Source organism: Rhodococcus sp. NPDC055112, assembly GCF_053607505.1.
Window position 1 is genome coordinate 26,706 of record NZ_JBSGTR010000003.1, and the last position, 23,786, is coordinate 50,491.

A 23,786-nucleotide genomic window follows, 5' to 3' on the forward strand; every position below is an offset into this window, starting at 1 on the left:
CGGTGACGGACTTGGTGCCCGCCTGGTCGAAGCTCAGGTCGAGGCGTGCGACTCCGGCGTTCACGGGCCGGGGGTCACCCACCGCCTGGCCGTCGACTTTGAACTGCACTGTCCCGGTGGCGGTGGCGGTGTCGGGTGTGATCCTCACGGTGAAGGGGAGCTTGGCGCCGGTCGCGCCGGTCGCGGGGCCCTCGATCGCCGCGGACACCTGCGGGCTCGCGGTGATGGTGACGGTGTGTGCTGCCGTGGTGTGCTGCTTGCCGCCTTCGGTGGTGAGGACGGCGGTGACGGACTTGGTGCCCGCCTGGTCGAAGCTCAGGTCGAGGCGTGCGACTCCGGCGTTCACGGGCCGGGGGTCACCCACCGCCTGGCCGTCGACCTTGAACTGCACTGTCCCGGTGGCGGTGTCGGGTGTGACTCTCACGGTGAAGGGGAGCTTGGCGCCGGTCGCACCGGTCGCGGGGCCCTCGATCGCCGCGGACACCTGCGGGCCGGGGTCGACGGCACCGATCGCGATGGAGGCCAGCGGTCCCGCGCCGGTGTTGAGTCCGGCTCCCGCCCCGTCGCGCGGCGAGCAGGAGGTCGGGGCCCAGATGTCGCCGACGAAAAATTGCCCGAACCGAGGGAGCAGGGTCAGGAAGGACTCCGGGCTGCCGAACGTCCCGGCGGCACCGGAGGTGCGCAGCTTCGGTTCGATGGTGCCGGCCTTGCCGGCCTTGAGCGTGATGCGGGACTTCGGGAACCTGATCGTGGTGGTGCCACCGGAGTCCGGATTGAGGGTCATGCCGCCCGTCGAGGTGGTGGACGAGGAGGGACCGTTGCCGATGGTCACGTTGTCGCCGGACAGGCGCAGGATCTGGCCGGTATCAGAGGGTGCACCGGATTCGTCGACCCGGATCATCGATGCGGGCGTGCCGGCGGTGGTGTTGCCTGGATCGGAGACGGTGGCCGTGACGAACTGTGCGTTCAGTGGAATCGCGAAATCGATCTTCGCGCGGGAGATCTCCTTCAAGTTTGCGCCGCTGGTGCTGTTCGGGACCTGAACGGCGCCCGGATCGATCTCGACGTCGAAGGTCTCGCCGGGGGCCACGGTCGGGGGTGCCGTCACCCTCACGGTCACGGACTTGCTCTCCGATTGCGGGCCTGCGAACTTGCTGGGAACCGCGCGGCATGTCACCTGGAATGTCGATGTGGTGGTGATGGGTGCGGCGCTGGCGGTGGTGGCGGTCACGACGGCGGCGCCGGCCGCCAATCCGACGAGCGTGGTCAGGCATAGGGCGCGTGAGCTCATGGTCTCTCCTTGCTGGTGGCGTAAACGGCGGGGCCGTCGGGGCTGTGGAGTGCGGCGAAGGGTACAACGCAAACCGGAGGACCGCGTCGGAAAATTCTGTATTTATTTCCTCGGGCTACGGGGGCATCGGTTCACGGTGTTGAAACACGTCCTCGGTGTCCCACAGAATCTGATGTTCGACCGACATTGCCGAGCTCTCGTCAACGTCGCCAGAACGCTATTCGTCTAACTCAATTCGGTGAGGAGGCAACAAAGCAGGCTTCTACCGAAAGCTCTGTGTACCCTCGTGACGAAACCGGCATGACCCAGTGGCGTCAGTGGTGTGCACCGGGCCCACCGGATCCCGGAATGGGTGGATACTGCAGACGATGTGGATCATGATCACAATGGCCGTCGTGGCTGCGATTGTCTACGCGATCATGGCAGCGACCGCCCGTTGGTTGGAGCGGCCGATTATCGCAACCTTTGTTCGGTTCGGCGGTTGGTCTGTGTTGGTCGCGACGCTCGCCCTCTGAATGTGCGCGAGGATGGCAGATAGCCCGGGGTTCCCCGCTCACGGCTCGCCGCCGGAACCGGACAGCTCTCTCGGTTGTTCTGTAACCGCGTCGGCAGTGTCGCCGCGGTCGAGCCCGCGCAGCGCCACGAACTCGCCGGCATCCGCGGCGAAGCCGCGAAAGTTCTTACCGGGCATCGGCGTCGACCGGCGGAGACCTGTGCGGTCGAGCGCGATGATCCGCACACCGAGCGAATCGACGACGCCGAAGCCGAGCGCCCCGGTGGTGGCGGCGCCCGGGCCCGGCGACCGATTTTCGGTGCCGGCTACCGCCGCGCGAACACCGCGGGCTCGGTGCCCGGCACCTGCGCGACCTGCTCGCGCGCGACGAGGTGCCGCAGGTGCGCGGCGGCCTCGGACAGCGCCATGCCCTTCGCCATCGGGTGGAAGTCGGTCCACGGGCGGTACCACTTCATCCGCTGCGCCACCTCCCAGACGGTGATCCGGTCGTCCCCGAACGCGTCGAGCAGGTGCTCGAGCCGCTCCTCGTGGTGCTCGATCAGCTCGCCGGCCCGGCCCGCGACGTCGTCGATCGGGATGCCGTGCGCGCCGAGGCCGCGGGTGATGTCCATCGTCTGCACCCGGCGCAGCGAGTCCAGGAACTCGGCGAGCGCGTCCCGCTCCTCGAGCGGGTAGATGAAGTTGCCGACGTGCGGTGTGGTCTTCTGCAGCACGTGGTCGCCGGTGAACATCACGTTGGCGTCCTCAAGGTAGAAGCAGGCGTGGCCGGGGGTGTGGCCCGGTGTGAACACCACCCGCAGCCCGCGCCCGGTCAACGCGATCACCTCGTCGTCGGCGAGGATCCGGTCGGGAGTCGATTCCGGGCCGGCCGGAGCCTTGCCGTTCGCCACGGCTGCGAACGCGTCGAGGTCCGCCTGCGTCGCGCCCGCGCGGGTCAGGTTCACCTGCTGGTCCGCGAGCCAGACCTCGTCGTGGGGGGAGGACATCTTCCCGAACATGTCCATGTCATCGGCGTGCATCGCGATCCAGGCCCCGGAGGCCTCCCGCACCCGCCCGCACAAACCGGTGTGGTCCGGGTGGAAGTGGGTGAGCACGACGCCCTCGACCTCGGAGATCGAGTGCCCGACCGACTCGAGTCCGCTGGTCAGGCCCTCCCACCCCTCGTCGCCATCCCAGCCGGCGTCGACCAGGATCAGGCCGCCGGGCGACTCCATCGCGTAGACGAGGGTGGTGCCCAGGGGATTGTGGGACATGGGAACGGGAATCTGAAAGATGCCATCGCCGATGGCGGCCGCGTCGAGCATGGGATACCTCGTCACTAGTGAAATTGGTTTCAACTCTTTGTCCTCATCATTACCGGACGTCGTCGCGCCGGTCCATACCCGGGTCCCGGGCGGCGGAATCCGGCCCGACGGTGCGAGGGTCGATGTCAGCCCCGGTTCTGATCGACCATCCAGGCGGCGACCTGCGCCCGCGAGGTGAAGCCCAGCTTGGCGAGGATTCGCTCGACGTGTCCCTCGGCGGTCCGTTTCGAGATCACCAGCCTCGCGGCGATGGCGCTGTTGGTCAGACCCTCCGCGACGAGGCCGGCGACCTGGCGCTCGCGTCGGGTCAGGGTGGTCTTGCCCGTGGCCGCCGGCTCCCGAGACGACTCGGTGGACTCGCCCAGTGCGTAGGCGACGGCCTCTCCGAAACTCGCGGACGCGCCCTTCCGGTAGCTCGCGTCGAACGACTTCGGTGTGAGTGCCCGGCGGGTCCGTTGCTCACACTCGTCGTGCTGTGCGCGCAGGCCAGGGATCGCGATGTCGGGCAGAGCCCCCGTCTGCCGCATGGCCTGCGCGCAGCCCAGTAACACCGCGGACCTCGTGTAGTCCCCATCGGCCGCGGCGATCCAGGCCAGGCCCTCGAGGCTCGGAGCGGAACCGAACGAATTGTCGACGGACCGGGACAGCCGCAAGGCCTGTTCCAGCAGCGCGATCGCCCTCTTCGGTTCGGTCGACCACACCGCCAACCCGAGCGTCCGCACGGCCCACGCCCGGAACACGAGCTCGCCGCGCGGTTCGGTGATGTCCAGCACCTGTTGGAGGTAGTCGGCCGCCCTCGCTGTCTGCCCGAGCAGCCCACTGGCCACCTCTGCGCCCGTCAGTGTGATGACCCGCAGGAGGAGGTCGTCGGGCGGACACATTTGCAGGACGGCGTCGAAATGACTTGCTGCGGTGGACACATCATGGGAGCCCAGCGCCAGAACGCCCGCCGCGTACAGCGCGGTCGCGGCGACGTCCGGGTCGCCCGTCTCCGCCGCAGCCGCGCGCGCCCATCCGATCCGTTCGGCGCCGGTCGCGATGTCGCTCCGAAACCCGCTGAGCGCCCCGCCGAGGCTCACGGCGCGCACCCACTCCGGGCCGCGGGGAACGCCCTCGACGGTCAGCAGTCGTTCGGTCCAGCGGGCGCCCTCGTTGACCTGTCCGCTGGCAAGCCAGAACGGGTACAGGGCGGCGGTGATGCGCAGGCCGACCGCCACGTCGGCCGACTCGGCCATGCTGGCATCCAGTGCCTCACGGAAGTTCTGCTGATCCAGTTTCAGGTGGGCGATCCAGTCCAGCTGGCGGGGGCCGATCCAGTCGGCTTCCGCCCGCAGCGCCAGGCGTTGGAACCAGTGCCGGTGGCGGCGCCGCATTTCCGCGAACTCGCCGGACTCCGCCAGCTTCTCGAGACCGTACTCGCGGATGGTGTCCAGGAGTCCGTACCGCCCCGCCGTGGCCGATTCCTCGTGAATCAGAATCGACTTCTCCACCAACGACGCGACCAGATCGAGCAGCGCGCCCGGCGTCAGGTCGACGCCGCAGACATGTTCCACCGCGGTGAGCTCGAAGCTGCCCGCGAACACGGACAGGCGAGCCCACAGCTGTTGTTCCTCGGGTGTGCACAGCTCGTGGCTCCAGTCGACGGACAGTCGGAGGGTCTGCTGCCGAGTCGGGGCGGTGCGTCTGCCCTGGGTCAGGAGCGTGAAGCGGTCGGTGAGCCGTTGCAGGATCTGCTCGGGTGACAGGGCGGGCAATCGACCGGCCGCCAGCTCGATCGGCAGCGGCAGTCCCTCGAGCCGGTGGCAGATCCCGGCCACGGCTGCCATGTTGTCCTCGGTGAGCGCGAATCCGGGAAGGACCGAGACGGCGCGTTCGGTGAACAAGGTGACGGCGTCGTAGCTGGGCAGTGCACCCAGGTCGAGCTGAGGGTCGGGGGCGGGTGCATTGAGCGGCGGAACCCGCAGCGTCGCCTCGCCGCCGATGCCGAGGGCCTCCCGGCTGGTGGCCACGATGCGCAGCTCGGGGCAGTACCTGAGCAGTGTTTCGGCGAGTTCCGCGACCGCGTTGATCACCTGCTCGCAGTTGTCGAGAACCAGCAGGATCTGGCGCGGCTCGAGGAAGTCCGCGAGGGCCCTCGGCAGCGGCTCGCGGGAGAAGGACTGTAGTCCCAGTGCGGCCGCCACCACGCCGACCACCAGCGACTCGTCGTGCAGGTCAGCCAACTCGACCAGCCAGGCCCCGTCGCGAAAGGCACGCTGGACGCTCGTCGCGATCCGCAGCGAGAGGCGCGTCTTCCCGACGCCGCCGATGCCGGTGAGCGTCACCAGCCGGGAGGACGACAGCATCTCCTTCGCTTCGGTCAGTTCGCTGCGACGGTTGACGAAGCTCGTCAGCTCCGCGGGCAGGTTTCCCTTCCGGCCCCGCGTCGAAGGCCCGGTCGGCGCGGGCCCGCCGCCGGTCGACGGACGACGATCGCCGCCCTTCGGGACGGCGATGGATTGCAGTGCCATCTCGTCGACGGGGAGACCGTGGCGGAACTGGATCTCACGGAGCTCGTCGCCGAGCTGTGCGGCCGTGGGGCGGGCCTCCGGATCCGCGGACATGGCGCGCTCGATTGCGGCGGCCACGTCGTCGGGAATGTCGCGTTCGCGGAGGTCGGGAACGGCCTCCGAGGTGATGCGCACGAACTGCGCGACGACCTGCTCGCCGGTGCGACGTTCGAAGGCCGCGTGGCCGGTGAGGGCGCAGAACACCGTGGCGCCGAGGGCGTAGACGTCCGCGGAGGCACTGGGCGGGCCACCGCCGAGCACCTCGGGCGCGGTGAAGGCCGGGGTGGCGGTCAACGTGTCGCTGGTGGTCTCGAACCCGTTGGGGATGTGCGCGATACCGAAATCGGACAGCGCCGACTCGCCGTAGTCGGTGAGGATGACGTTCGCAGGCTTGACGTCGCGATGCAGGATGCCGAGCCGGTGCGCGGACTCCACCGCGCCCGCCAGCTTCACGCCGAGTTGCAGTGCCTGCTCGAGCGACACGGGGCCGCTGTCGCGGATGCGCATATCGAGCGAACGCCGCGCGTGATAGGGCATCACGATGTAGGGATGGCCGCCCGTGGTGGTGCCGACCTGCAGCACGTTGACGATGTTGGGATGCCCGGTGAGCCGTCCCATCGCCCGCTGCTCCCGGACGAAGCGCGTCCGATTGTCGTCGTCGAGGGCGGCGTCGAGCACCTTCACGGCGACCGCACGGTCCAGGGTCGCCTCCGTGCAGCGGTACACGACGCCGAAGCCGCCTCGCCCGATCTCGGTCGCGTCGGTGAACCCGGCGGCGGCCAGCCCCGATGTCACCGACGGGGGCACACCGCGCTGAGTCGCCAACGGATCGTCACCGGCCATCGGTCATGCCGATCGGTCGCGTTCTCGGCAATGCGGCACGGCACTCACCTCACGGGCAGCTACCGGGAGCGGACGTGGCCGACCGCGAGAGCTGGCCTGGCCCCGGAACTCCATAGTGCCACCAGCCCCGGGCGCCCTACCAGCGATCACGCGCGCTCCACCGGGGAAGCTGATTCGTGGTCTCAGCCCTGGTTCTGTTCGACCATCCAGGCGGCGACCTGCGTTCGCGAGGTGAATCCCAGCTTGGCGAGGATCCGCTCGACGTGTCCCTCGGCGGTCCGTTGCGCGATGAAGAGCTTGGCCGCGATGGCGCTGTTGGTCAGTCCCTCGGCGACGAGCCCCGCGACCTGTCGCTCGCGTCGGGTCAAGGTGGGTTTGTCCGCGGTGGCGCCCCGTGGTCGAGGCGGCTCGGCGGACCCGGAGGTCTCGGTCAGTGCGTACGCGACGGCCTTCCCGAAGCTCATGGAATGTCCGTTCCGATAGCTCGTCTCGTACGACTTCGGCCCGAGTGCCTGGCGGGTCGCTCGCTCGCATTCGTCGTGGTGTGCGCGCCAGCTCGGGATCGCGATGTCTTGCACGCCCCCCATCTGCCGCATGGCCTGCGCGCAGCCGAGCAACACCGCGGATCTCGTGTGGTCGCCGCCCGCCCCGGCGGTCCAGGCCAGGCAGTCGAGACACAGTGAGGAGCCGTACGCATCATCGAAGGACCGGGACAGTTGCAGTGCCCGTTCCACCAGCACCATCGCCCGCCGTGGATCGGTCGACCACACCGTCAACCCGAGTGTCTGCAGGGCCCACGCCCGGAACACGACCTCACCGCGCGGCTCGGTGATGTCCAGCATCTGCCGGAGGCAGTCGGCCGCCTCCGCAGTCCGTCCCAGTAGTCCGCGGGTCACCTCGACACCGGTCAGAACGGCGAGCCGCAGGAGGTCGTTGTCGGCGGGGCATGTCTCCAAAGCGGAGTCGAAATATGTTGCTGCGGTGGGTGCATCATTCGATGTCAACGCGAGAAGTGCCGCGGCGTAATCGGTGGTCGCGGCGGCGAGCGGGTCGTCCGTATTCGCTGCGGCGCGCGCCCATCCGACCCATTCCGTGCCGGTGCCGATGTCGCCACGGAACCCGTTGAGCACGGCGCCGAGGCCAACGGCGCGCACCCACTCCGGGCCCCGCGGAACGCCCTCGACGGTCAGCAGTCGTTCGGTCCAGTGCGCGCCCTCGTTGAGCTGGCCGCTGGCAAGCCAGAACGGGAACAGCGCGGCCGTGATGCGCAGACCCGCCGCCGCGTCGCCCGGCTCCGCCATGCTGGCGTCCAATGCCTCACGAAAGTTCTTCTGGTCCAGCTTCAGTCGGGCGATCCAGTCCAGCTGGCGGGGTCCGATCCAGTCGGCTTCCGCCCGCAGCGCCAGGCGTTGGAACCAGTGCCGGTGGCGGCGCCGCATCTGCTCGTACTCGCCGGATTCCGCCAGCTTCTCGAGACCGTATTCGCGGATGGTGTCGAGGAGTCCGTACCGGCCGGTGGCCGCCGATTCCTCGTGAATCAGAATCGACTTCTCCACCAGCGACGCGACCAGATCGAGCAGCGCCTCCGGCGTCAGGTCGACGCCGCAGATGTGTTCCACCGCGGCGAGCTCGAAGCTGCCCGCGAACACCGACAGGCGAGCCCACAACTGTTGTTCCTGGGGCGTGCACAACTCGTGGCTCCAGTCGACGGACAGTCGGAGGGCCTGCTGCCGAGTCGGGGCGGTGCGCCCGCCGCCGGTCAGGAGCGCGTAGCGGTCGGTGAGCCGCTGCAGGATCTGCTCCGGTGACAGCGCCCGCATGCGCCCCGCCGCCAGTTCGATCGGCAGCGGCAATCCCTCGAGCCGGTGGCAGATCCCGGCCACGGCGGCCATGTTGTCCTCGGTGAGCGCGAATCCCGACACGACCGCGGCGGCACGTTCGGCGAACAAGGTCACCGCGTCGTAGCTGGGCAGCGCCCCCAATTCGAGCCGGCGGTCGGGGGCTGGCGCGCTGAGCGAGGGCACCCGAAGTGTTGCCTCCCCACCGATGCCGAGTGATTCCCGGCTGGTGGCCACTATGCGCAGCTCAGGGCAGCGCTGCAGCAGGGTGCGGGCCAGGTCAGCCACCGCGTCGACAAGCTGTTCGCAGTTGTCGAGAACCAGCAGGGTCTGGCGCGGCTCGAGGAACTCCGCGAGGACCGTCTGCAGGGGCTGGGCAGAGGCGGACTTCAGTCCGAGGGCGGCCGCGATCGTGCCTGCGAGCAGCGACTCGTCCTGTAGCTCGCCCAGCTCGACGAGCCACGCCCCGTCGTGGAAGGCGCGCTGGGTGCTCGTCGCGATCCGCAGCGCGAGGCGGGTCTTCCCGACGCCGCCGATTCCGGTGAGCGTCACCAGGCGTGAGGTCGACAGCATCTCCTTCACCTCGGTCAGTTCACTGCGACGGTTGACGAAGCTCGTCAGGTCCGCGGGAAGATTTCCCCTGGTGCCCCGCGTCGAGTACCCGGTCAACTGGCGTGTGTCGCTCGTCGACGGACGACGACCGCCGCGCTTCGGAGTGGCTCCGGACTTCAGGGCCATCTCGTCGACCGGAAGCCCGTGGCGGAACTGGATCTCGCGCAGGACGTCGCCGAGCTCGGCGGCCGTGGGGCGGGCGTCCGGATCCGCGGACATGGCGCGCTCGACGGCGGCGGCCACGTCGTCGGGAACATCGAGTTCGCGCAGGTCCGGCACCGGCTGGGTGGTTGACCGCACGAACTGCGCGACGGCCTCTTCGCCGGAGCGAGCCTCGAAGGCCGCGTGGCCGGCGAGGGCGCAGAACACCGTCGCGCCGAGCCCGTACACGTCGGCGGCGGCACTGGGCGGGCCGCCGCCGAGCACCTCGGGCGCGGTGTAGGCCGGGGTGGCGGTGAGCGTGCCGGTGCCGGTGCCGGTGCCGGTAGCGGGCTCGAACTCGTCGGGGATGTGTGCGATGCCGAAGTCGGCCAGTGCCGGTTCGCCGTAGTCGGTGAGGATGACGTTCGCCGGCTTGATGTCGCGATGCAGGATGCCGATGCGGTTCGCCGATTCCACCGCGCCCGCCAGCCTCACGCCGAGTTGCAGTGCCTGTTCGAGCGGCACGGGACCGTGGTCGCGGATGCGCATGTCCAGCGACCGTCGCGGGTGATAGGGCATCACCAGGTAGGGATGACCGGTAGCGGTGGTCCCGACCTGCAGCACGTTGACGATGTTGGGGTGCCCGGTGAGCCTGCCCATCGCCCGCTGTTCCCGGAAGAACCGGGTGAGGTTCTCCTCGTCGAGGCCGGCGGTGAGCACCTTCACGGCCACGGTGCGGTCCAGGGTCGTCTCCGTGCAGCGGTAGACGATGCCGAAGCCGCCGTGGCCGATCTCGGTCGCGTGGCTGAACCCGGCGGCGGCCAGCTCCGATGTCACCGAGCCGGTCACATCGCGCTCAGTCGCGGACGGATCGTCGCCTGCCATCGGTCACGTCGACCTGTCGCGTGTGTTGCGTCCTGGACGATGCGGCACGGCACTCACCTCGGCAGCAGATCCGGCCTTGCTCCGGAACTCCATAGTGCCACCGGTCCGGGGCGGTCTACCAGCGATCGTGCGCGCCCCACCCGGGTCGTCGGTGCGCTGTGATAAGCCTGAGCCGACCATCGGGGAGTTTCGAACCTAGGGGGAGTACGTGCTGACGCTGCACCGCGCCGAACGCTCCGACACCCTGGCGGCCGCGCTCGCCGACGTCCTGAGGAGTCCGCTGGCCGACCCGTTCGCCCGCGAGGTGATCGCGGTCCCCGCGAAGGGTGTCGAGCGCTGGCTCACCCAGCGGCTCTCGGCCACCCTCGGCGCCGTCGACGGCGACGGGGTCGCGGCCAACATCGAGTTCCCGTCGCCGACCCGGCTGGTGGACGAGGCGCTGGCCGCGGCGACCGGGATGACCGCGGACGAGGACCCGTGGAACCCGGCCCGACTGCTTTGGACGGTGCTCGGCGTCATCGACGAGGTGCTCGACGAGCCGTGGGCGTCCGTGCTCGCGCGACACCTGGGCCGCGGCACCGACGACCACCGGCGCGGCCGCCGGTACGGCACCGCCGCGCACCTGACCGAGCTGTTCCGCAGCTACGGCGCGCAGCGCCCCGCGATGTTGCGGGACTGGGCTGCTGGGCGCGACACCGACGGCGCCGGCGGCCCGCTCGACGACGATCTGCACTGGCAGGCGGAGCTGTGGCGCAGGCTGCGCGGGCGCGTCGGCAGCCCGAGCCCGGCCGAGCGGCTGGTCGGCGCCTGCGCCCGGCTGGTCGCCGAGCCGGGTGTGGTCGATCTGCCGGACCGGATCTCGGTGTTCGGACCCACCCGGCTCACCACCGCCCAGATCGACGTGCTGTCCGCGATCGCCGCGAATCGCGATGTGCACCTGTGGGTTCCGCACCCCAGCCCCGGCATGTGGTCGGCGCTGGCGGATCGCGCGCAGGCGGCGACCCGCGCCGAGGACGACGGCGCGCTCGCCGTCACGCACCCGCTGCTGGCCGGCCTGGCCCGCGACGTCCGCGAGCTGCAGGTCCGGCTCAGCCGCCCCGGCATCGAACACGCGCACCACCGCGCCGCCCCGACCCCGGACACCCTGCTCGGCCGGTTGCAGGCCGACGTCGCCGCCGACCGCGCGCCCACCGCCGGAGCCGCGGCCGACGGCAGCGTGCAGGTGCACTCCTGTCACGGCCCGGCCCGGCAGGTGGAGGTGCTACGCGAATCCCTGCTGCACCTGTTCCAAGACGATCCGACGCTCGAGCCGCGCGATGTGCTGATCATGTGCCCGGACGTGGAGACCTACGCGCCGCTGGTGCGGGCCGCGTTCGGTCAGGAATCGGTGGGCCACCCCGGGCACCGGCTGCGCGTGCGCCTCGCCGATCGCGCACTGCACCAGACCAATCCGGTGCTCGCCGTCGTCGCCTCGCTGCTCGGGCTGGCCGACGGCCGCGTCACCGCCAGCCAGGTGCTCGATCTCGCCGCCGCCGAACCCGTGCGCCGCCGCTTCCGGTTCAGCGACGACGACCTCGAGCGGCTGCGCGAGTGGACCACGGCCGCCGGGGCGCGGTGGGGGATCGGGCCGTTGCAGCGCACCGACTTCGGGCTCGGCGACTTCCCTCAGAACACCGTGCGGTCGGCGCTGGACCGCATCCTGCTGGGCGCCGCCGCGGACGGCGTCTCCGGCGAAGGAGCCAACGGGCAAGCCCAGTGGCTCGCGCTGGCGCTGCCGCTCGACGACGTCGACAGCAACGACATCGACCTCACCGGCAGGCTCGCCGAGTTCGTGGACCGGCTCGACGTGTCCCTGCGCGGGCTGCGGGGATCGCAGCCGACCGACCGGTGGTCGGCGGGGCTGGCCCGCGCCCTGGACCTGCTCGTCGATGTGTGCGAGCGCGACGCCTGGCAGCTGGGGCAGGCGCAGCGTGAGCTCGCCGCCGCCGTCGAACACGGCGAGGACCGCGAGCTGCGGCTGGCCGACGTGCGCGCGATGCTCCGCGCGCGGCTGGCCGGGCGGCCGACCCGCGCCAATTTCCGCACCGGCGAGCTGACCGTGTGCACGATGGTGCCGATGCGCTCGGTGCCGCACCGCGTGGTGGTGCTGCTTGGGCTCGACGACGAGGTCTTCCCGCGCGGCGCGGGCGTCGACGGCGACGACGTCCTCGCGCGGAGACCGCTGCCGGGGGAACGGGATCCGCGCAGCGAGGACCGCCAGCTCCTGCTCGACGCGGTGATGTCCGCGAGCGAGAAGCTGGTGCTGTTCTACACGGGGGCCGACCCGGTCAGCGGCTCCCGGCGGCCGCCCGCGATCCCGCTCAGCGAGCTGTGCGACGTCCTGGACACCATGGTGGGGCGGCGCGGGGACGCGGCGCTGACGCGGCATCCGTTGCAGCCCTTCGACGCCCGCAACTTCCGGCCCGAGGGCCCGTTCAGCTTCGACGCCGCCGCGCTGGCCGGGGCCCGGGCCGCGCAGCGCCCGCCCGAACCGGAGGCCGCGTTCCTCGCGGAGCCGTTGCCCCCGGTCACCCCGGGCGACGTCGACCTCGCCGAGATGGTCGCGTTCCTCGTCCACCCCACCCAGGCGTTCCTGCGGCAGCGGCTCGGGCTGCGGGTGCCCGAGCTGGACGAGGACATCGCCGATGCGCTGGACCTGGAGCTGGACCCGCTGGCGAAGTGGGACATCGGCGAACGCATGCTCGCGACGCTGCTCGCCGACGGCCGGGACTTCGCGGAGGGCGTCGCCGACTTCCGGGCCGCCGAGTGGCGCCGAGGCACGCTGCCGCCGTTCGGCCTGGGGGATGGTGCGCTCGGCGAGATCGAGGCGACGGTGCGCTCCCTCGCCGCCGCCGGACGCCAGCCCGGCCGCGCCGACACGATCGACGTGGACGTCGATCTCGGATCCGGTCGACGGCTCACCGGGACCGTCGGCGGTGTGTACGGGACCGTGATCGCGCGGACCACGTTCTCGCGGCTGGCGCCCAAGCACCGGCTGACGGCGTGGGCGCAGCTGCTGGCGGTCGCCGCGTCGGCCGGGCCGCGCGAGACACCGCGGCGAGCCGCGCAGGGCACACAGTGGCGGGCGGTGACCACCGGCCGCGGCCAGTACCGCCGACCCACCTGGCAGTCCACCCTCACCGCGCCGGAGGACGCGCTGGCCCTGCTGGTGCGACTCGTCGAACTGCGCGACCGGGGCCTGCAGGCTCCGCCGCCGATGGCGACCGGCGCGTCGGCGGCCTACGCGGAACGCCGCTCCGGCGGCGCATCCGTCGAGATGGCGATGGAGGCCGCGGGCAAGGAGTGGGGCGGCACCTTCGGCGACGCCACCGACCGACACCTCGGCTACGTGTACGGGGCCGCGCCCGGGCTGTCCGTGCTCACCGAGGCGCCGGATCCGTTGGAGGGCAGCGTCTTCGGCGCGGTGGCCCGCGAGCTGTGGGATCCGCTGCTGGCGGCCGAGACGTTGGGAGAGCCGTGAACGGGCGCACTGCATTCGACCTGCTCGGCCCGCTGCCGAAGGGCACCACGGTGCTCGAGGCGAGCGCCGGAACCGGCAAGACCTTCGCCATCGTCGGGCTGGCCGCGCGCTTCGTCGCCGAGGCCGGGGTGGACCCGGCGAGCCTGCTGCTCGTCACGTTCAGCCGGGCCGCGACGAAGGAGCTGCGCGAACGGACCCGGGAGCGGTTCGCCTCCGCCGCGGCCGGGCTCGCGGACCCGTCGGGCAGCCGGGACCCGCTCGTCACGCACCTCGCCGACGCCGACCCCGACACCGTGGCGCTGCGCAGGCGCCGCCTGCTGCAGGCGCTGTCCGACTTCGACGCCGCCACCATCGCCACCACCCACAGCTTCTGCCAGCGCATGCTCGACGGTCTCGGCATCGCCGGGGAACGCGACCCCGACGCGGTGCTGGTCGAGGAGGCCGCCGATCTGAACGCCGAGGTGATCGGCGATCTGTACCTGAGCACCTTCGGGCGCGGTGGGTCGCCCTCGCTGACCCCGGGCGAGGCGCGAAAGGCGGCGCGGGCGGCCATCTTCGACCCGCAGGCCGCGCTGGCGCCCGACGACGCCGAGGGCGCTGGGCCCGACAACGCCTTCGGCTCAGCGGCGGGCGACGCGGTCGCGTTTGCCGCCGCCGTGCGCGCCGAGGCGCGCCGCCGCAAGCGCGCGGTCGGCCTGCGCGACTTCGACGACCTGCCCGCCCTGCTGCACGGCGTGCTCACCGACCCCGTGCACGGCCCGGCCGCCTGCCGCCGGGTCCGGGACCGCTACTCGGTGGTGCTGGTCGACGAGTTCCAGGACACCGACCCGCTGCAGTGGGGGATCCTGCGCAGCGCCTTCCACGGGCAGTCGACGCTGATCCTCGTCGGCGACCCCAAGCAGGCCATCTACGCCTTCCGCGGCGCGGAGGTGTTGGCCTACCTGGACGCGGTCGGGGCCGCCGACAGCCACCAGGAGCTCACCACCAACTGGCGCAGCGACGGCCCGCTGCTGGACGCGCTCGCGCACCTGCACGGCGGTGCGGCTCTTGGCCACCCGCAGATCGTGGTGCACCCCGTCGATGCAGCAAAGACGGGGTCGCGGGTCGGCGGGGCGGTGCCGCTGCGGCTGCGGCACCTGCCGCGCGCGGGCGCGGGACCGTTGGGCAAGAACGGCTTTCCCGCGGTCGGGCCGCTGCGCGGTCGGGTCGCCGCGGACCTCGCCGCCGACATCGCGCGGCTGCTCGGCGGCGGTCAGACGGTGGACATCGACGCCGCGGACCGCAAGCCCGGACCGCAGCCGATTGAACCCGGCGACATCGCGGTGCTGGTGCGCACCAACGCGCAGGTCGCCCTGGTGCACGACGCGCTGGACCGGGCCGGGGTACCCGCCGTCACCGTCGGCGGGCTCAGCGTGTTCCTCACCCCCGCCGCACGCGACTGGCTGTGGCTGCTGCAGGCGATCGAACAGCCGCATCGATCGGACCGGGTGCGGCTCGCGGCGCTCACCCCGCTGCTCGGGCGCACCGCCGCCGAGCTCGACGGCGCCGGAGACGACGCGGTCGCGGAGATCGGCGGGCGGCTGCGGGACCTGTCGGCGGTGTTCGCGCAGTCCGGCTTCGCGGCGCTGTTCGAGCGGCTCGCCGCCTGGAGCGGGCTCGAGGCCCGGATGCTGTCGCGCGCCGCGGGCGAGCGGCGCCTGACCGACCTGCGGCACGTCGCGCAGCTGCTCAACGAGGCCGCCGTCGCCGAGACCCTTGGGCTCACCGCGCTCACCCGCTGGCTCACCGACCGGATGCGCGACCCCGCGGTCGGTGGCGTCGACCGCAGCCGCCGCCTCGACAGCGACGCCGCGGCCGTGCAGATCGCCACCGTGCACGCCACCAAGGGCCTCGAGTACCCGCTGGTGTACCTGCCGTACGCCTGGGACGCGGCGAAGAACCCCAAGCCCGACAAGCTGCTGCTGCACGACGCGGACGGCCGCCGCATCCTCGACGTCGGCGGGCCGGAGGGCCCCGGCTACAACGAGCGCAAGAAGCGGCACGACGACGAGGAGGCCGGGGAGGAGCTGCGGCTGCTGTACGTCGCGCTGACTCGGGCCATGTGCCAGCTGGTGCTGTGGTGGGCGCCCGCCTTCTCGACCAGGGCGGCGCCGCTGCACCGGATGCTGCTGGCCCGGCGGCCGGGCGAGCTGGAGGTCCCGGCGCAGGAGCGGGTGCCCGCCGATCCGGATGTCGCGCAGCGGCTCTCGGCGTGGGCGGGCGACTCCGAGTTGGTGCGGGTGGAGGCCGTCGGCGCCGACCCGATCGTGGTGCCGGAGTGGACGCCGCCGCAGGAGGAGGTGGGGGAGCTGGCCGCGGCGCGCTTCGACCGCGACCTCGACGCCGCCTGGCGGCGCACCTCCTACTCGGCGCTGACCGCGCACGCGCACGACGCCCCGCCCAGCGTGGGCAGCGAGGCCGAGGAACCCGAGCTCGACGACGAGCCGGACGAGCCGCCGCTGGTCTCACCCACCGACGCCGTCGGCCTGCCATCGCCGATGAACGGGCTGCCCGCCGGGGCCGCGTTCGGCACCCTGGTGCACGCGGTCCTGGAGGAGGTCGACACCGCCGCGGCTGACCTGGGGGCCGAGCTGGTCCGCTGCTGCCGCGAGACGGTGGCCGCCGGGTACTCGGGCGTCGACCCGGACGCGCTGGCGGCGGCGCTGGTGCCGGTGCTGCACACACCGTTGGGTGGTGGCCACACCCTGGCGTCGATCCCGCCGTCGGACCGGTTGCCGGAGCTGGACTTCGAGCTGCCGCTCGCCGGCGGCGAGGACGCCGACGCGGAGGTGACCCTCGCCGGGGTCGCGCCGCTGCTGCGCAGGCACCTCCCCGCCAACGACCCGCTCGCCGACTACGCGGCTCTGTTCGAGACCCTCGGCGCGGCGCCGCTGCGCGGCTACCTCACCGGCAGCATCGACGCGGTGCTGCGGCTGCCCGGGCCACGCTTTGTGGTGGTGGACTACAAGACGAACCGGCTGGCGCCGGGCGACCTGACCACCGCCGATTTCACCGCCGAGGCGATGGCCGCGGAGATGATGCGGGCCCACTACCCGCTGCAGGCGCTGCTGTATGCCGTTGCGCTGCACCGCTACCTGCGCTGGCGGCTGCCCGGCTACGACCCGGCCACCCACCTGGGCGGGGTGCAGTACCTGTTCGTGCGCGGCATGGCGGGCCCGGACAGCCCGGCCGGCGCTGGCGTCTTCGACTGGGAGCCGCCCGCCGCGCTGGTGACCGAGCTGTCGGACCTGTTGGCCGGAATCGAGGTGACGCCGTGACCGAGGTGCAGGTGGCGCAGCGCGGCAAGGGCGCGCTGCGGGTGTTCAACGAGGCCGGGGTACTCGCCGCCGCGGACGTGCACGTCGCGCTGCGGCTCGGCGCGCTCGGCGGGGAGGCGGCCGAGGAGGCGCTGCTGGCGACGGCGCTCGCGGTGCGCGCGGTGCGCTCCGGCTCGGTGTGCCTGGACCTGAGCCGGATCCGGGAGATAACCGTCGATGAGCCCGCGGACGGGGAGCAGGTGGACTTGGAGGCGCTGCCCTGGCCCGAGGACGCCGACGTGCTGGCGGCGCTGCGGCGCAGCCCCCTGGTGATCGGCGGCGACGCCGGGCCGCTGCGCCCGCTGCGGCTCGTCGACACCGACGAGGGCGGGCTACTGTACCTGGAGAAGTACTTTCGGCAGGAGCAGACGATCCGGCGGGTGCTCGACGAGCGCGCCCTCGGCCATCCCGCGGTGGACGAGGACCGGCTGCGGGCGGGGCTCGCGGAGCTGTTCGGGGGCGCGGCCGCCCCGGACCGGCAGCGGATCGGCGCGGCGGTGGCCGCGACGCACCGGACGGCGGTGATCGCCGGCGGGCCGGGCACCGGCAAGACGCACACGGTGGCGCGCGTGCTGGCGCTACTGGCTGCCGAGCACGGCGCCGGGCTGCGGATCGGGCTGGCCGCGCCGACCGGCAAGGCGGCCGCCCGGCTGCAGGAGGCGGTGCGCGAGCAGGCCGAGCAGATCGGGCTGCCCGCCGGGCTGGCGGCGATGACGCTGCACCGGATGCTCGGCTGGCAGCGGGTGGGCGCGAGCCGGTACCGCTACAACGCCGGCAACCACCTGCCCTACGACGTGGTGGTGGTCGACGAGACCTCGATGGTCTCGCTGACGATGATGTGCCGGCTGCTCGAGGCGCTGCGCCCCGACACCCGGCTGGTGCTGGTGGGGGACCCGGACCAGCTGACCTCGGTGGACGCGGGCGCGGTGCTGGCGGACCTGGTGGCGCGGCCGGTGACCGGGACGGAGAACCCGGTGCTGGCGCGGGTGGTGGGCGCGGACCTGGACGCGGCCGACGATCCCGACGAGGCCGCGCTCAGCGCGGGGGAGCGGGACCGGTTGCGCGGCGGCGTGGTTCGGCTCAGCCGCGGGCGCCGCTTCGGCGGCGAGATCGCCCGGCTGGCGGTCGCGGTGCGGGACGGCGACGAGGACGCGGTGCTGGCGATCCTGCGGTCCGGGGCGGATGAGGTGTCCTTCGTGGCGCTGGACGACTTGGCCGCGCTGCGCTCCGACGTGGTGTCCAGCGCGGCGGCAGTGACCGAGGCCGCCGCGGCCGGCGATGCGGTGGCGGCACTGCGGGCGTCGGAGTCGCAACGGCTGCTGTGCGCACACCGCGACGGCCCGTTCGGTGCGGCGTGGTGGGCGCGGTCGTCGATGGAGTGGATCGGCGCGGCCACCGGGACCCGGCTGGACCCGGACCGCTGGTACGTCGGACAGCCGCTGCTGGTGACCGCGAACGACCACGAGGTGCGGATCTACAACGGCGACACCGGCGTCGTGGTGGACCGCGGCGAGGGCGAGCTGGTGGCCGCGTTCGCCCGAGGCGAGGAGCCGCTGCTGCTGCACCCGAGCAGGCTGTCCGCCGTGCAGACGGTGTACGCGATGACGATCCACCGCAGCCAGGGCAGCCAGTACGACACGGTGTCCGTGGTGTTGCCCGGCGAGGAGTCGTCGCTGCTGACGCGGGAGTTGTTGTACACGGCCATTACCCGGGCGCGCGGGCACGTGCGGATCGTCGGGGACGAGGCGTCGGTGCGGGCCGGGGTAAGGCGACGGGTGTTGCGGGCGAGCGGGTTGCGGAGGGGGTGACCAACAAGCCTATCGGTTGGACACACTCGACCAAAGCGGTCGCTACGGGATGTCGATGTCCGTTTGTGGCCAGCTGCACATCCTGGCGCGCTGACGGGCTCAGCGAACCTGCCTGGTACAGGCACCTTGTGTTCTGCGCGTACGGGAGAAGCCGGCTCTCCGGGGCATGGAGCACCTCATCCTCGAGCCGATTGTTGACCACCCCCACCACGGTGACTACCGAGGTCCGGGCAATCCGGACTTCGTTGCCTCTGCGAGCAGGATGAGGCTGTTATTCTCGCGCATATATTTGCGTTCCAAAGAGATCAGTTCTTTCCACACCTCGTTTTCGGACAGGAGGGAGGTCCTCTTCTGCGGTTTACCACGGGCCAGCAACCAGACTCTCGGAAGTGTTTCTGACCAGTTTTCTTCGGTCCACGCATATTCGAGAAGGTCCACCTTCGAGGTCCGCTCCGCATACAGTTCGCCAAGTTTGTCGATATACGACACGCGCCATTTGGTTGTGATCCAAGGTGCTGAAGCTTCGATGTGACTCCAGTTATAGCCGAAATCGCTGCCATCCAAAACAATTGATTTGCCGTCGCGACGCGCTTCGCGGCGGGAATCCTCGGCGACGAAAACCTCCACTGATTGGTACTGGACTACCTCGCTGGGAGGGTTTGCAGGAGACTGTGTTACGCGTCGGTTCGGTCGTTCTTTGTTGTAGCCCTTCGCGAACAATACGAACTCGTCCAACCATTGGCGAGCGTTCTCCAGCTCCGCTAGAATTGATTCAACGGTTGCCGGATGCGCGTGAATATTCTGAGGCGATTCTGGTCGAAATGATGGCGATTCACGAATTAAGCGGGCGCGGACCATTTCGATTGGCCAGGCATCCGGCAATGTGGATGAACCGGTTATAGATGCGGTCTCTCGACGAGCGAGCTCTTCGAGGGCGTGGGCGATAGGAATAGCATGGAGGAGGCGCGTCTCGTACTCTGCGACACGTGCGTGGATGTCGCCGGATGTTGGGAACGGTGCAATGCCGTGGACGCCGGCGAATGGTAGCTGATCCAGCTGGCCCAGTAGACGCCCTTCGGCGAGACCGCTCCGCCTTCCAGCTTCGAATACCGCTGCGAGCTTGCTCCGGCGTCCTAGTCGCACGCTGGCCTACTTCCCTCGGTGCTCCTTTGGATGCGGAATAGTCGCCTTAGGCTGTGCCGCGGCCGTTTGGCAGGTTTTGGTGCCAAGAGTTTGTCGACGTATGACTGCTCAGCATACAGCGGTGTGAGAATGATTAGATCGATGTTTCCCTGTGTATCTTTTGAAACAGAGAGAATTTCGCCCAGTCCTTTCAGTCGCTGGGTAGAGAATTGATGGGTTCCGGCGACCATTCCATAGGCCCAGTTGGCGACTTCGTCGAGCGGAACGTTGTCGCCTGGACTTGTTTCGCGTGGGAGTCTTCTGAACTCGTCGGGGATTAGGAACGATCCGCGCTGCTCTTCCTCCGCGAGTTGAAACAGTAGATCGTAAAGGTGTTCAGTTCTCGAACCAGACCGTATGGATGGTTCGCTCAGGATTGTTTCGGTAAGCATGTGCCCTACCCAGCCCGTCATCAAGATTTTGATGACTCGGTTATCGTGAGTAGTGGTCCCGGCGAACATCACGATATTGGCTGACGGTAGGTGGGCTGCGCTAGTATCTCGATGAACGCGGCCAAACTTAAACTCTGCGTCGAAGAAGGCCCACCCCGAATTTTCAATCTCAGGGTCGTTGACGGCAAAGGATGCGCCCGGAGTGGTCGAAATTAGGTCGACAACTTGTTCGTATTTACGAACAGAATCGGCCAGCGATGGAGGATTGGCCTCGTTGGGAATCGACTCAACTTCGAATTCGAATGGTTTGACACTGGCCTTCGATTTGTATTTGTTACGCCGCTGGCGGCTGACCTCGGACTGCAACGGGAACCGCGCAAGTTTTGCACGCGACAGGTAGATGATGGATGTGATAGCGCCCCCCGGTGCTCGGCCGTACAATCGGTCGTTTCTCGTCAGGCTACACCCATACCTTGATGTCGGCCTGACCCAACCTGCGGTTGGATTCGTGTAACGCTTTGTGTGTGCGCGGGATTAAGGGGTGTCCTAGTGAAGCTGCTCGTGTTGCACCGCCCGGCGACGGGGACGTTTCCAGATGGTGGGCTAGAGACGTGGCCGCGGCGGGTGGCTCGTACTCGACACGCTGCCCCGGGAGCTGTTGTACACCACCATCACCCGGGCACGTGCGGATCGTCGGGGACGAGTCGTCGGTGCGGGCCGGGGTGCGGCGGTGGGTGTTGCGGGCGAGTGGGTTGCGGCGGGGATAGCTCAGCGGGGGTCGTCGAACAGCGTGAGCTCGTGCGGTTCGTCGAACAGTTCCAACTGCAGCGGGGGCTCCGCGGGCTCGGGGGCCAGCAGCCCGGGCCGGGAGAAGCTGACGACCCGCAGCGCGCCGCTCAGCGCGGCGAGCGTGTCGGACCAGGCCGTGGTCTCACCTTCGCACAGGGCGATCTCGTCCGGGTCCGCCTCGGCGCGAGCCTTTTCCAGCGAGCCACGCCACTCCGCCGCGCGTTCGGCGCTGATCCGCATGTACTCGAGGATGGTGGTGCGGTCGCGTTCGCAGACGTCGGCGGCCGTCTCGGCGTCGAGGTCGCCCTCCCCGAAGAGCACCAGCTGCATCACCGCCATCAGCGACGGCGGCACGTCCGGGACGCATTCGTGGTCCGCGGCGGGCGAGGGGGTGGTGCGGTAGCCGACGGCGTCGAAGCGGGCGGCGAACGCTCGGTCCACGGTCGCGAGGAAGGCGGTGATCCGATCGAGCAGATCGGTCAGATGTCGTGGCACGAAGGGGAATCCGGGCACCTCGATCACCGCGTTCAGGCGATCCTCGCGGAGGACGAAGCGCAGGTGCGACCAGCGTGCGGTGAGGTCGGCGACCGTCTCGGCGGCACGGGTGCGGCCCCCGATCCGGTAGAGCAGCGGCACCCACAGCCGGACCACGGGTTCGGTGGCGTGCGGGATCACGAACACCGCGTGGCCCTCGAGGGTCAGGACGAAGTCGCCGTCGCTGTCGACCTGCGGCTGATCACCGAGCAGGTCGGTGAGGGCGGCCTCGACGAGATCGCGCAGGTGGTCCGGGTCGCGCGGGGCGACGGCCAGCATCGGGTCGACGTCCGAGGCGAGCCAGTCCCGCACGGTGGGCCCAGCGAGATTGGCGCCACGGCTGCCGATGGCCTCGGCCCTCAGGAAGCTCGGGTGCGGCACGCTCCACACGTCGCGGAACGCCGCGACGGCCATCGACGCGAGCTGGTCGGACCAGCGGACGGTGCGGTCGAGGAAGTGGGCGGGCGAGCCGTCCCCGGGGTCGGCGTCGGGCGCGCAGGTGGGGTGCTGCCAGCCCAGCTCGATCAGCAGCGCCTCGTCGGCGGGGGACAGGGCGAAGCGGGGGTCGAGGAACGCGTTGGAGGGCACCTCGCAGCGCACCAGGTCCTCGGCCCAGGCCAGGAACTGCACGCAGGGGAGGTAGCCGCCGACGCCCGGTTCCTCCGCGAGCTCGACTACCAGGATGTCCTCGCCGCGCATCGTGCCGATGTGGTCGGCGAGGGTGCCGCGGAACTCGCGCCACGCCAGTTCGACGGCCTGGTCGAACTTTTCGAGGTCCGGCAACGGTGTGGTCCCATCTGCAGCGTGCCCGGCCGCAGTCCCGACCGTCGGCAAGCAGGGTAACGCGAGGGACCGACATTCTGGCCCAGGACGCGACGGAGCAGACGTGCGGCGGTGTCGCCGAACGCCTGCTCCCGTCGGGTTCGGCTAGTTGGTGGCCGGGGTGACGCCGAGGTCGCCCTCGACGTGCTCGCCGGCGTCGCCGCAGGCGCAGTCGCCGCCGCAGCCCCCGCCATCGCAGTCGCCGGCGTAGCTGTCATCGTCGGCGTCGCAGTCGAGGGTGCCGCCGAACTGGGAGGCGAAGTCGTCGTCGAGGTCGTGGGTGAGGTCGTGGATCTCGTCGATCAGGTTGATCAGGTGCTGCGGCGCGAACGGATCCGCGTCGACGAGCGTCGAGACCAGCAGGTGCTCCTCGCTGAGCGAGAAGCGCAGCCGCGGCCACTCCTCCGACAGTGCGACCAGCTGCGTGGTGGCCTGCGTGCGGTCGGTGATGCCGGTGACGATCGAGGACCACACGTGCAGCTGCGGTCCGTCGTCTGCGACGGTCACGTACACCGCGAAGCCGTGCACGGGGACCGCGATGTCGCCGTCCTCGTCGGTGTCCGGTTCGGAACCCAGCAGCTCGGCCAGGGTGCGCACGCACAGGGCGTGCAGCTGGTCGTGCTGCTCGGTGACCACGGCGAGTGCGCCGTCGATCCGCAGCGGCTGGTCGTCGGTGGTGTCGTGGTCGCTCATGGTTCCTCTGTCCTGCATCGGCGGATTGCTCGCCCACGATATCTCGCGGCGAGGGTCTCCGGCGCAGTGACTACTTGGTGTACTGCGAGCAACCAAACGTGCGTCGGTCGCGAGGCCACTGGGTTGGTGAATGGTCACCGTCTGGGAGCTCGGGTGTGCACCGTCCCTATTCCAAGCAATATGTGCAGTTCTACGAACTGCGACGAACGAGGCTACGACCTCGAAAGAGTGTGCGACATCGTATTTCGGGTGGCTCAACCCGGGCTCCGATCCGATCCGTGGGATCAGTGTGGGCAAGCGTCCGACGCCAGCGCCGCGAGTGCTGACGGCTATGTCGACGTTCGCGAACCCCTGCCGACCAGCTCCGGTGTGACCGAGGCCGCCTACTTCGGCTTCGTCGTGTTCAAACGCGGTGGTTTCCGGCTTAACGGGGCTAAGTCCGACTAAACCGGATCCGTCTGTCGTAACATCGGGCAGCTCGGCGCACCCCGAGTCGACGAACCGGAGGACGCCTGTGCCTGAACCATGGTTGTCCGCTGACGACATCGCTACCCACCTCGGGGTCACCAAGGACACCGTTTACACCTGGATCGCAGAGAAGGGCATGCCCGCCCACAAGGTCGGCCGCCTGTGGAAGTTCCAGACCAGCGACGTCGACGACTGGGTGCGAGGCGGCGGAGCGGACTCTGCCCGAGACACGGCAGGGAACTAAG

Annotated in this window: 14 protein-coding genes; 5 read left to right on the plus strand and 9 right to left on the minus strand. The window is 70.3% G+C overall.

All coding sequences use genetic code 11. The annotated features are described in order from the left end of the window. Positions 1-1,291, minus strand: a 1,291-nt coding sequence (locus ACWFRB_RS02820; protein ID WP_452638679.1) for an Ig-like domain-containing protein, incomplete at its 3' end; no start/stop codon positions are given. 368 nt (positions 1,292-1,659) lie between these two features. On the opposite strand from ACWFRB_RS02820, the gene ACWFRB_RS02825 reads away from it, so the two are divergent. Then, positions 1,660-1,806 (plus strand): hypothetical protein, encoded by a 147-nt coding sequence (locus ACWFRB_RS02825; protein WP_452638680.1) that lies wholly within the window; start codon positions 1,660-1,662, stop codon positions 1,804-1,806. A gap of 38 nt (positions 1,807-1,844) precedes the next feature. Here ACWFRB_RS02825 and ACWFRB_RS02830 read toward each other — a convergent pair whose 3' ends face one another. The 4 genes from ACWFRB_RS02830 to ACWFRB_RS02845 all read right to left on the minus strand — a co-directional run bounded on the left by ACWFRB_RS02830 (position 1,845) and on the right by ACWFRB_RS02845 (position 9,977). Then, positions 1,845-1,982 carry a hypothetical protein gene (locus tag ACWFRB_RS02830; protein WP_452638682.1) on the minus strand — a complete coding sequence of 46 codons (138 nt, stop codon included), beginning with the start codon at positions 1,980-1,982 and terminating at the stop codon, positions 1,845-1,847. A 128-nt stretch (positions 1,983-2,110) separates the two neighbouring features. Continuing rightward, on the minus strand, positions 2,111-3,109 hold the full coding sequence (locus tag ACWFRB_RS02835) for an MBL fold metallo-hydrolase (protein ID WP_452638684.1): 999 nt from the start codon (positions 3,107-3,109) through the stop codon (positions 2,111-2,113). A gap of 125 nt (positions 3,110-3,234) precedes the next feature. Beyond that, on the minus strand, positions 3,235-6,501 hold the full coding sequence (locus ACWFRB_RS02840) for a protein kinase domain-containing protein (RefSeq protein WP_452638686.1): 3,267 nt from the start codon (positions 6,499-6,501) through the stop codon (positions 3,235-3,237). A 182-nt stretch (positions 6,502-6,683) separates the two neighbouring features. Next, entirely contained in the window at positions 6,684-9,977 is a 3,294-nt protein-coding gene (locus ACWFRB_RS02845; RefSeq protein ID WP_452638687.1) for a protein kinase domain-containing protein, read from the minus strand. A gap of 208 nt (positions 9,978-10,185) precedes the next feature. Between ACWFRB_RS02845 and recC the strand changes: the two genes are divergently transcribed. Genes recC through recD form a run of 3 tightly spaced genes read left to right on the plus strand, consistent with a single transcriptional unit; the run spans position 10,186 to position 18,661 of the window. Beyond that, entirely contained in the window at positions 10,186-13,497 is a 3,312-nt protein-coding gene (gene recC, locus ACWFRB_RS02850) for an exodeoxyribonuclease V subunit gamma (protein ID WP_452638689.1), read from the plus strand. Next, positions 13,455-16,814 (plus strand): UvrD-helicase domain-containing protein, encoded by a 3,360-nt coding sequence (locus ACWFRB_RS02855; RefSeq protein WP_452638690.1) that lies wholly within the window; start codon positions 13,455-13,457, stop codon positions 16,812-16,814. Before recC ends, ACWFRB_RS02855 begins: the two co-directional genes overlap by 43 nt. Next, positions 16,811-18,661: an exodeoxyribonuclease V subunit alpha gene (gene recD, locus ACWFRB_RS02860; protein WP_452638692.1), complete on the plus strand. Its 1,851-nt coding sequence runs from the start codon at positions 16,811-16,813 to the stop codon at positions 18,659-18,661. The genes ACWFRB_RS02855 and recD overlap by 4 nt, the downstream gene beginning before the upstream one ends. Before the next feature lie 216 nt (positions 18,662-18,877). On the opposite strand, the gene ACWFRB_RS02865 is transcribed toward recD, so the two are convergent. The 4 genes from ACWFRB_RS02865 to ACWFRB_RS02880 all read right to left on the minus strand — a co-directional run bounded on the left by ACWFRB_RS02865 (position 18,878) and on the right by ACWFRB_RS02880 (position 23,073). Then, positions 18,878-19,804, minus strand: coding sequence for a hypothetical protein (locus ACWFRB_RS02865; RefSeq protein ID WP_452638694.1), 927 nt, complete (start codon positions 19,802-19,804; stop codon positions 18,878-18,880). Beyond that, entirely contained in the window at positions 19,795-20,601 is an 807-nt protein-coding gene (locus ACWFRB_RS02870) for a hypothetical protein (protein ID WP_452638695.1), read from the minus strand. Before ACWFRB_RS02870 ends, ACWFRB_RS02865 begins: the two co-directional genes overlap by 10 nt. 402 nt (positions 20,602-21,003) lie before the next feature. Continuing rightward, positions 21,004-22,341 (minus strand): T3SS (YopN, CesT) and YbjN peptide-binding chaperone 1, encoded by a 1,338-nt coding sequence (locus ACWFRB_RS02875; protein WP_452638697.1) that lies wholly within the window; start codon positions 22,339-22,341, stop codon positions 21,004-21,006. A gap of 144 nt (positions 22,342-22,485) precedes the next feature. Further along, on the minus strand, positions 22,486-23,073 hold the full coding sequence (locus tag ACWFRB_RS02880; RefSeq protein ID WP_452638699.1) for a T3SS (YopN, CesT) and YbjN peptide-binding chaperone 1: 588 nt from the start codon (positions 23,071-23,073) through the stop codon (positions 22,486-22,488). 514 nt (positions 23,074-23,587) lie between these two features. Here ACWFRB_RS02880 and ACWFRB_RS02885 point away from each other — a divergent pair. After that, a complete protein-coding gene (locus tag ACWFRB_RS02885) occupies positions 23,588-23,785 on the plus strand; it encodes a helix-turn-helix domain-containing protein (RefSeq protein WP_452638700.1) in 198 nt (65 codons plus the stop codon). Position 23,786 lies beyond the last annotated feature (1 nt).

What these genes read in the sequence shown, in the direction of transcription:
- ACWFRB_RS02825 (WP_452638680.1), top strand. Translation starts at nt 1,660, where the DNA reads ATGTGGATCATGATCACAATGGCCGTCGTGGCTGCGATTGTCTACGCG.
- ACWFRB_RS02830 (WP_452638682.1), bottom strand. Translation starts at nt 1,982, where the DNA reads ATGCCCGGTAAGAACTTTCGCGGCTTCGCCGCGGATGCCGGCGAGTTC.
- ACWFRB_RS02835 (WP_452638684.1), bottom strand. Translation starts at nt 3,109, where the DNA reads ATGCTCGACGCGGCCGCCATCGGCGATGGCATCTTTCAGATTCCCGTT.
- ACWFRB_RS02840 (WP_452638686.1), bottom strand. Translation starts at nt 6,501, where the DNA reads ATGGCCGGTGACGATCCGTTGGCGACTCAGCGCGGTGTGCCCCCGTCG.
- ACWFRB_RS02845 (WP_452638687.1), bottom strand. Translation starts at nt 9,977, where the DNA reads ATGGCAGGCGACGATCCGTCCGCGACTGAGCGCGATGTGACCGGCTCG.
- ACWFRB_RS02880 (WP_452638699.1), bottom strand. Translation starts at nt 23,073, where the DNA reads ATGAGCGACCACGACACCACCGACGACCAGCCGCTGCGGATCGACGGC.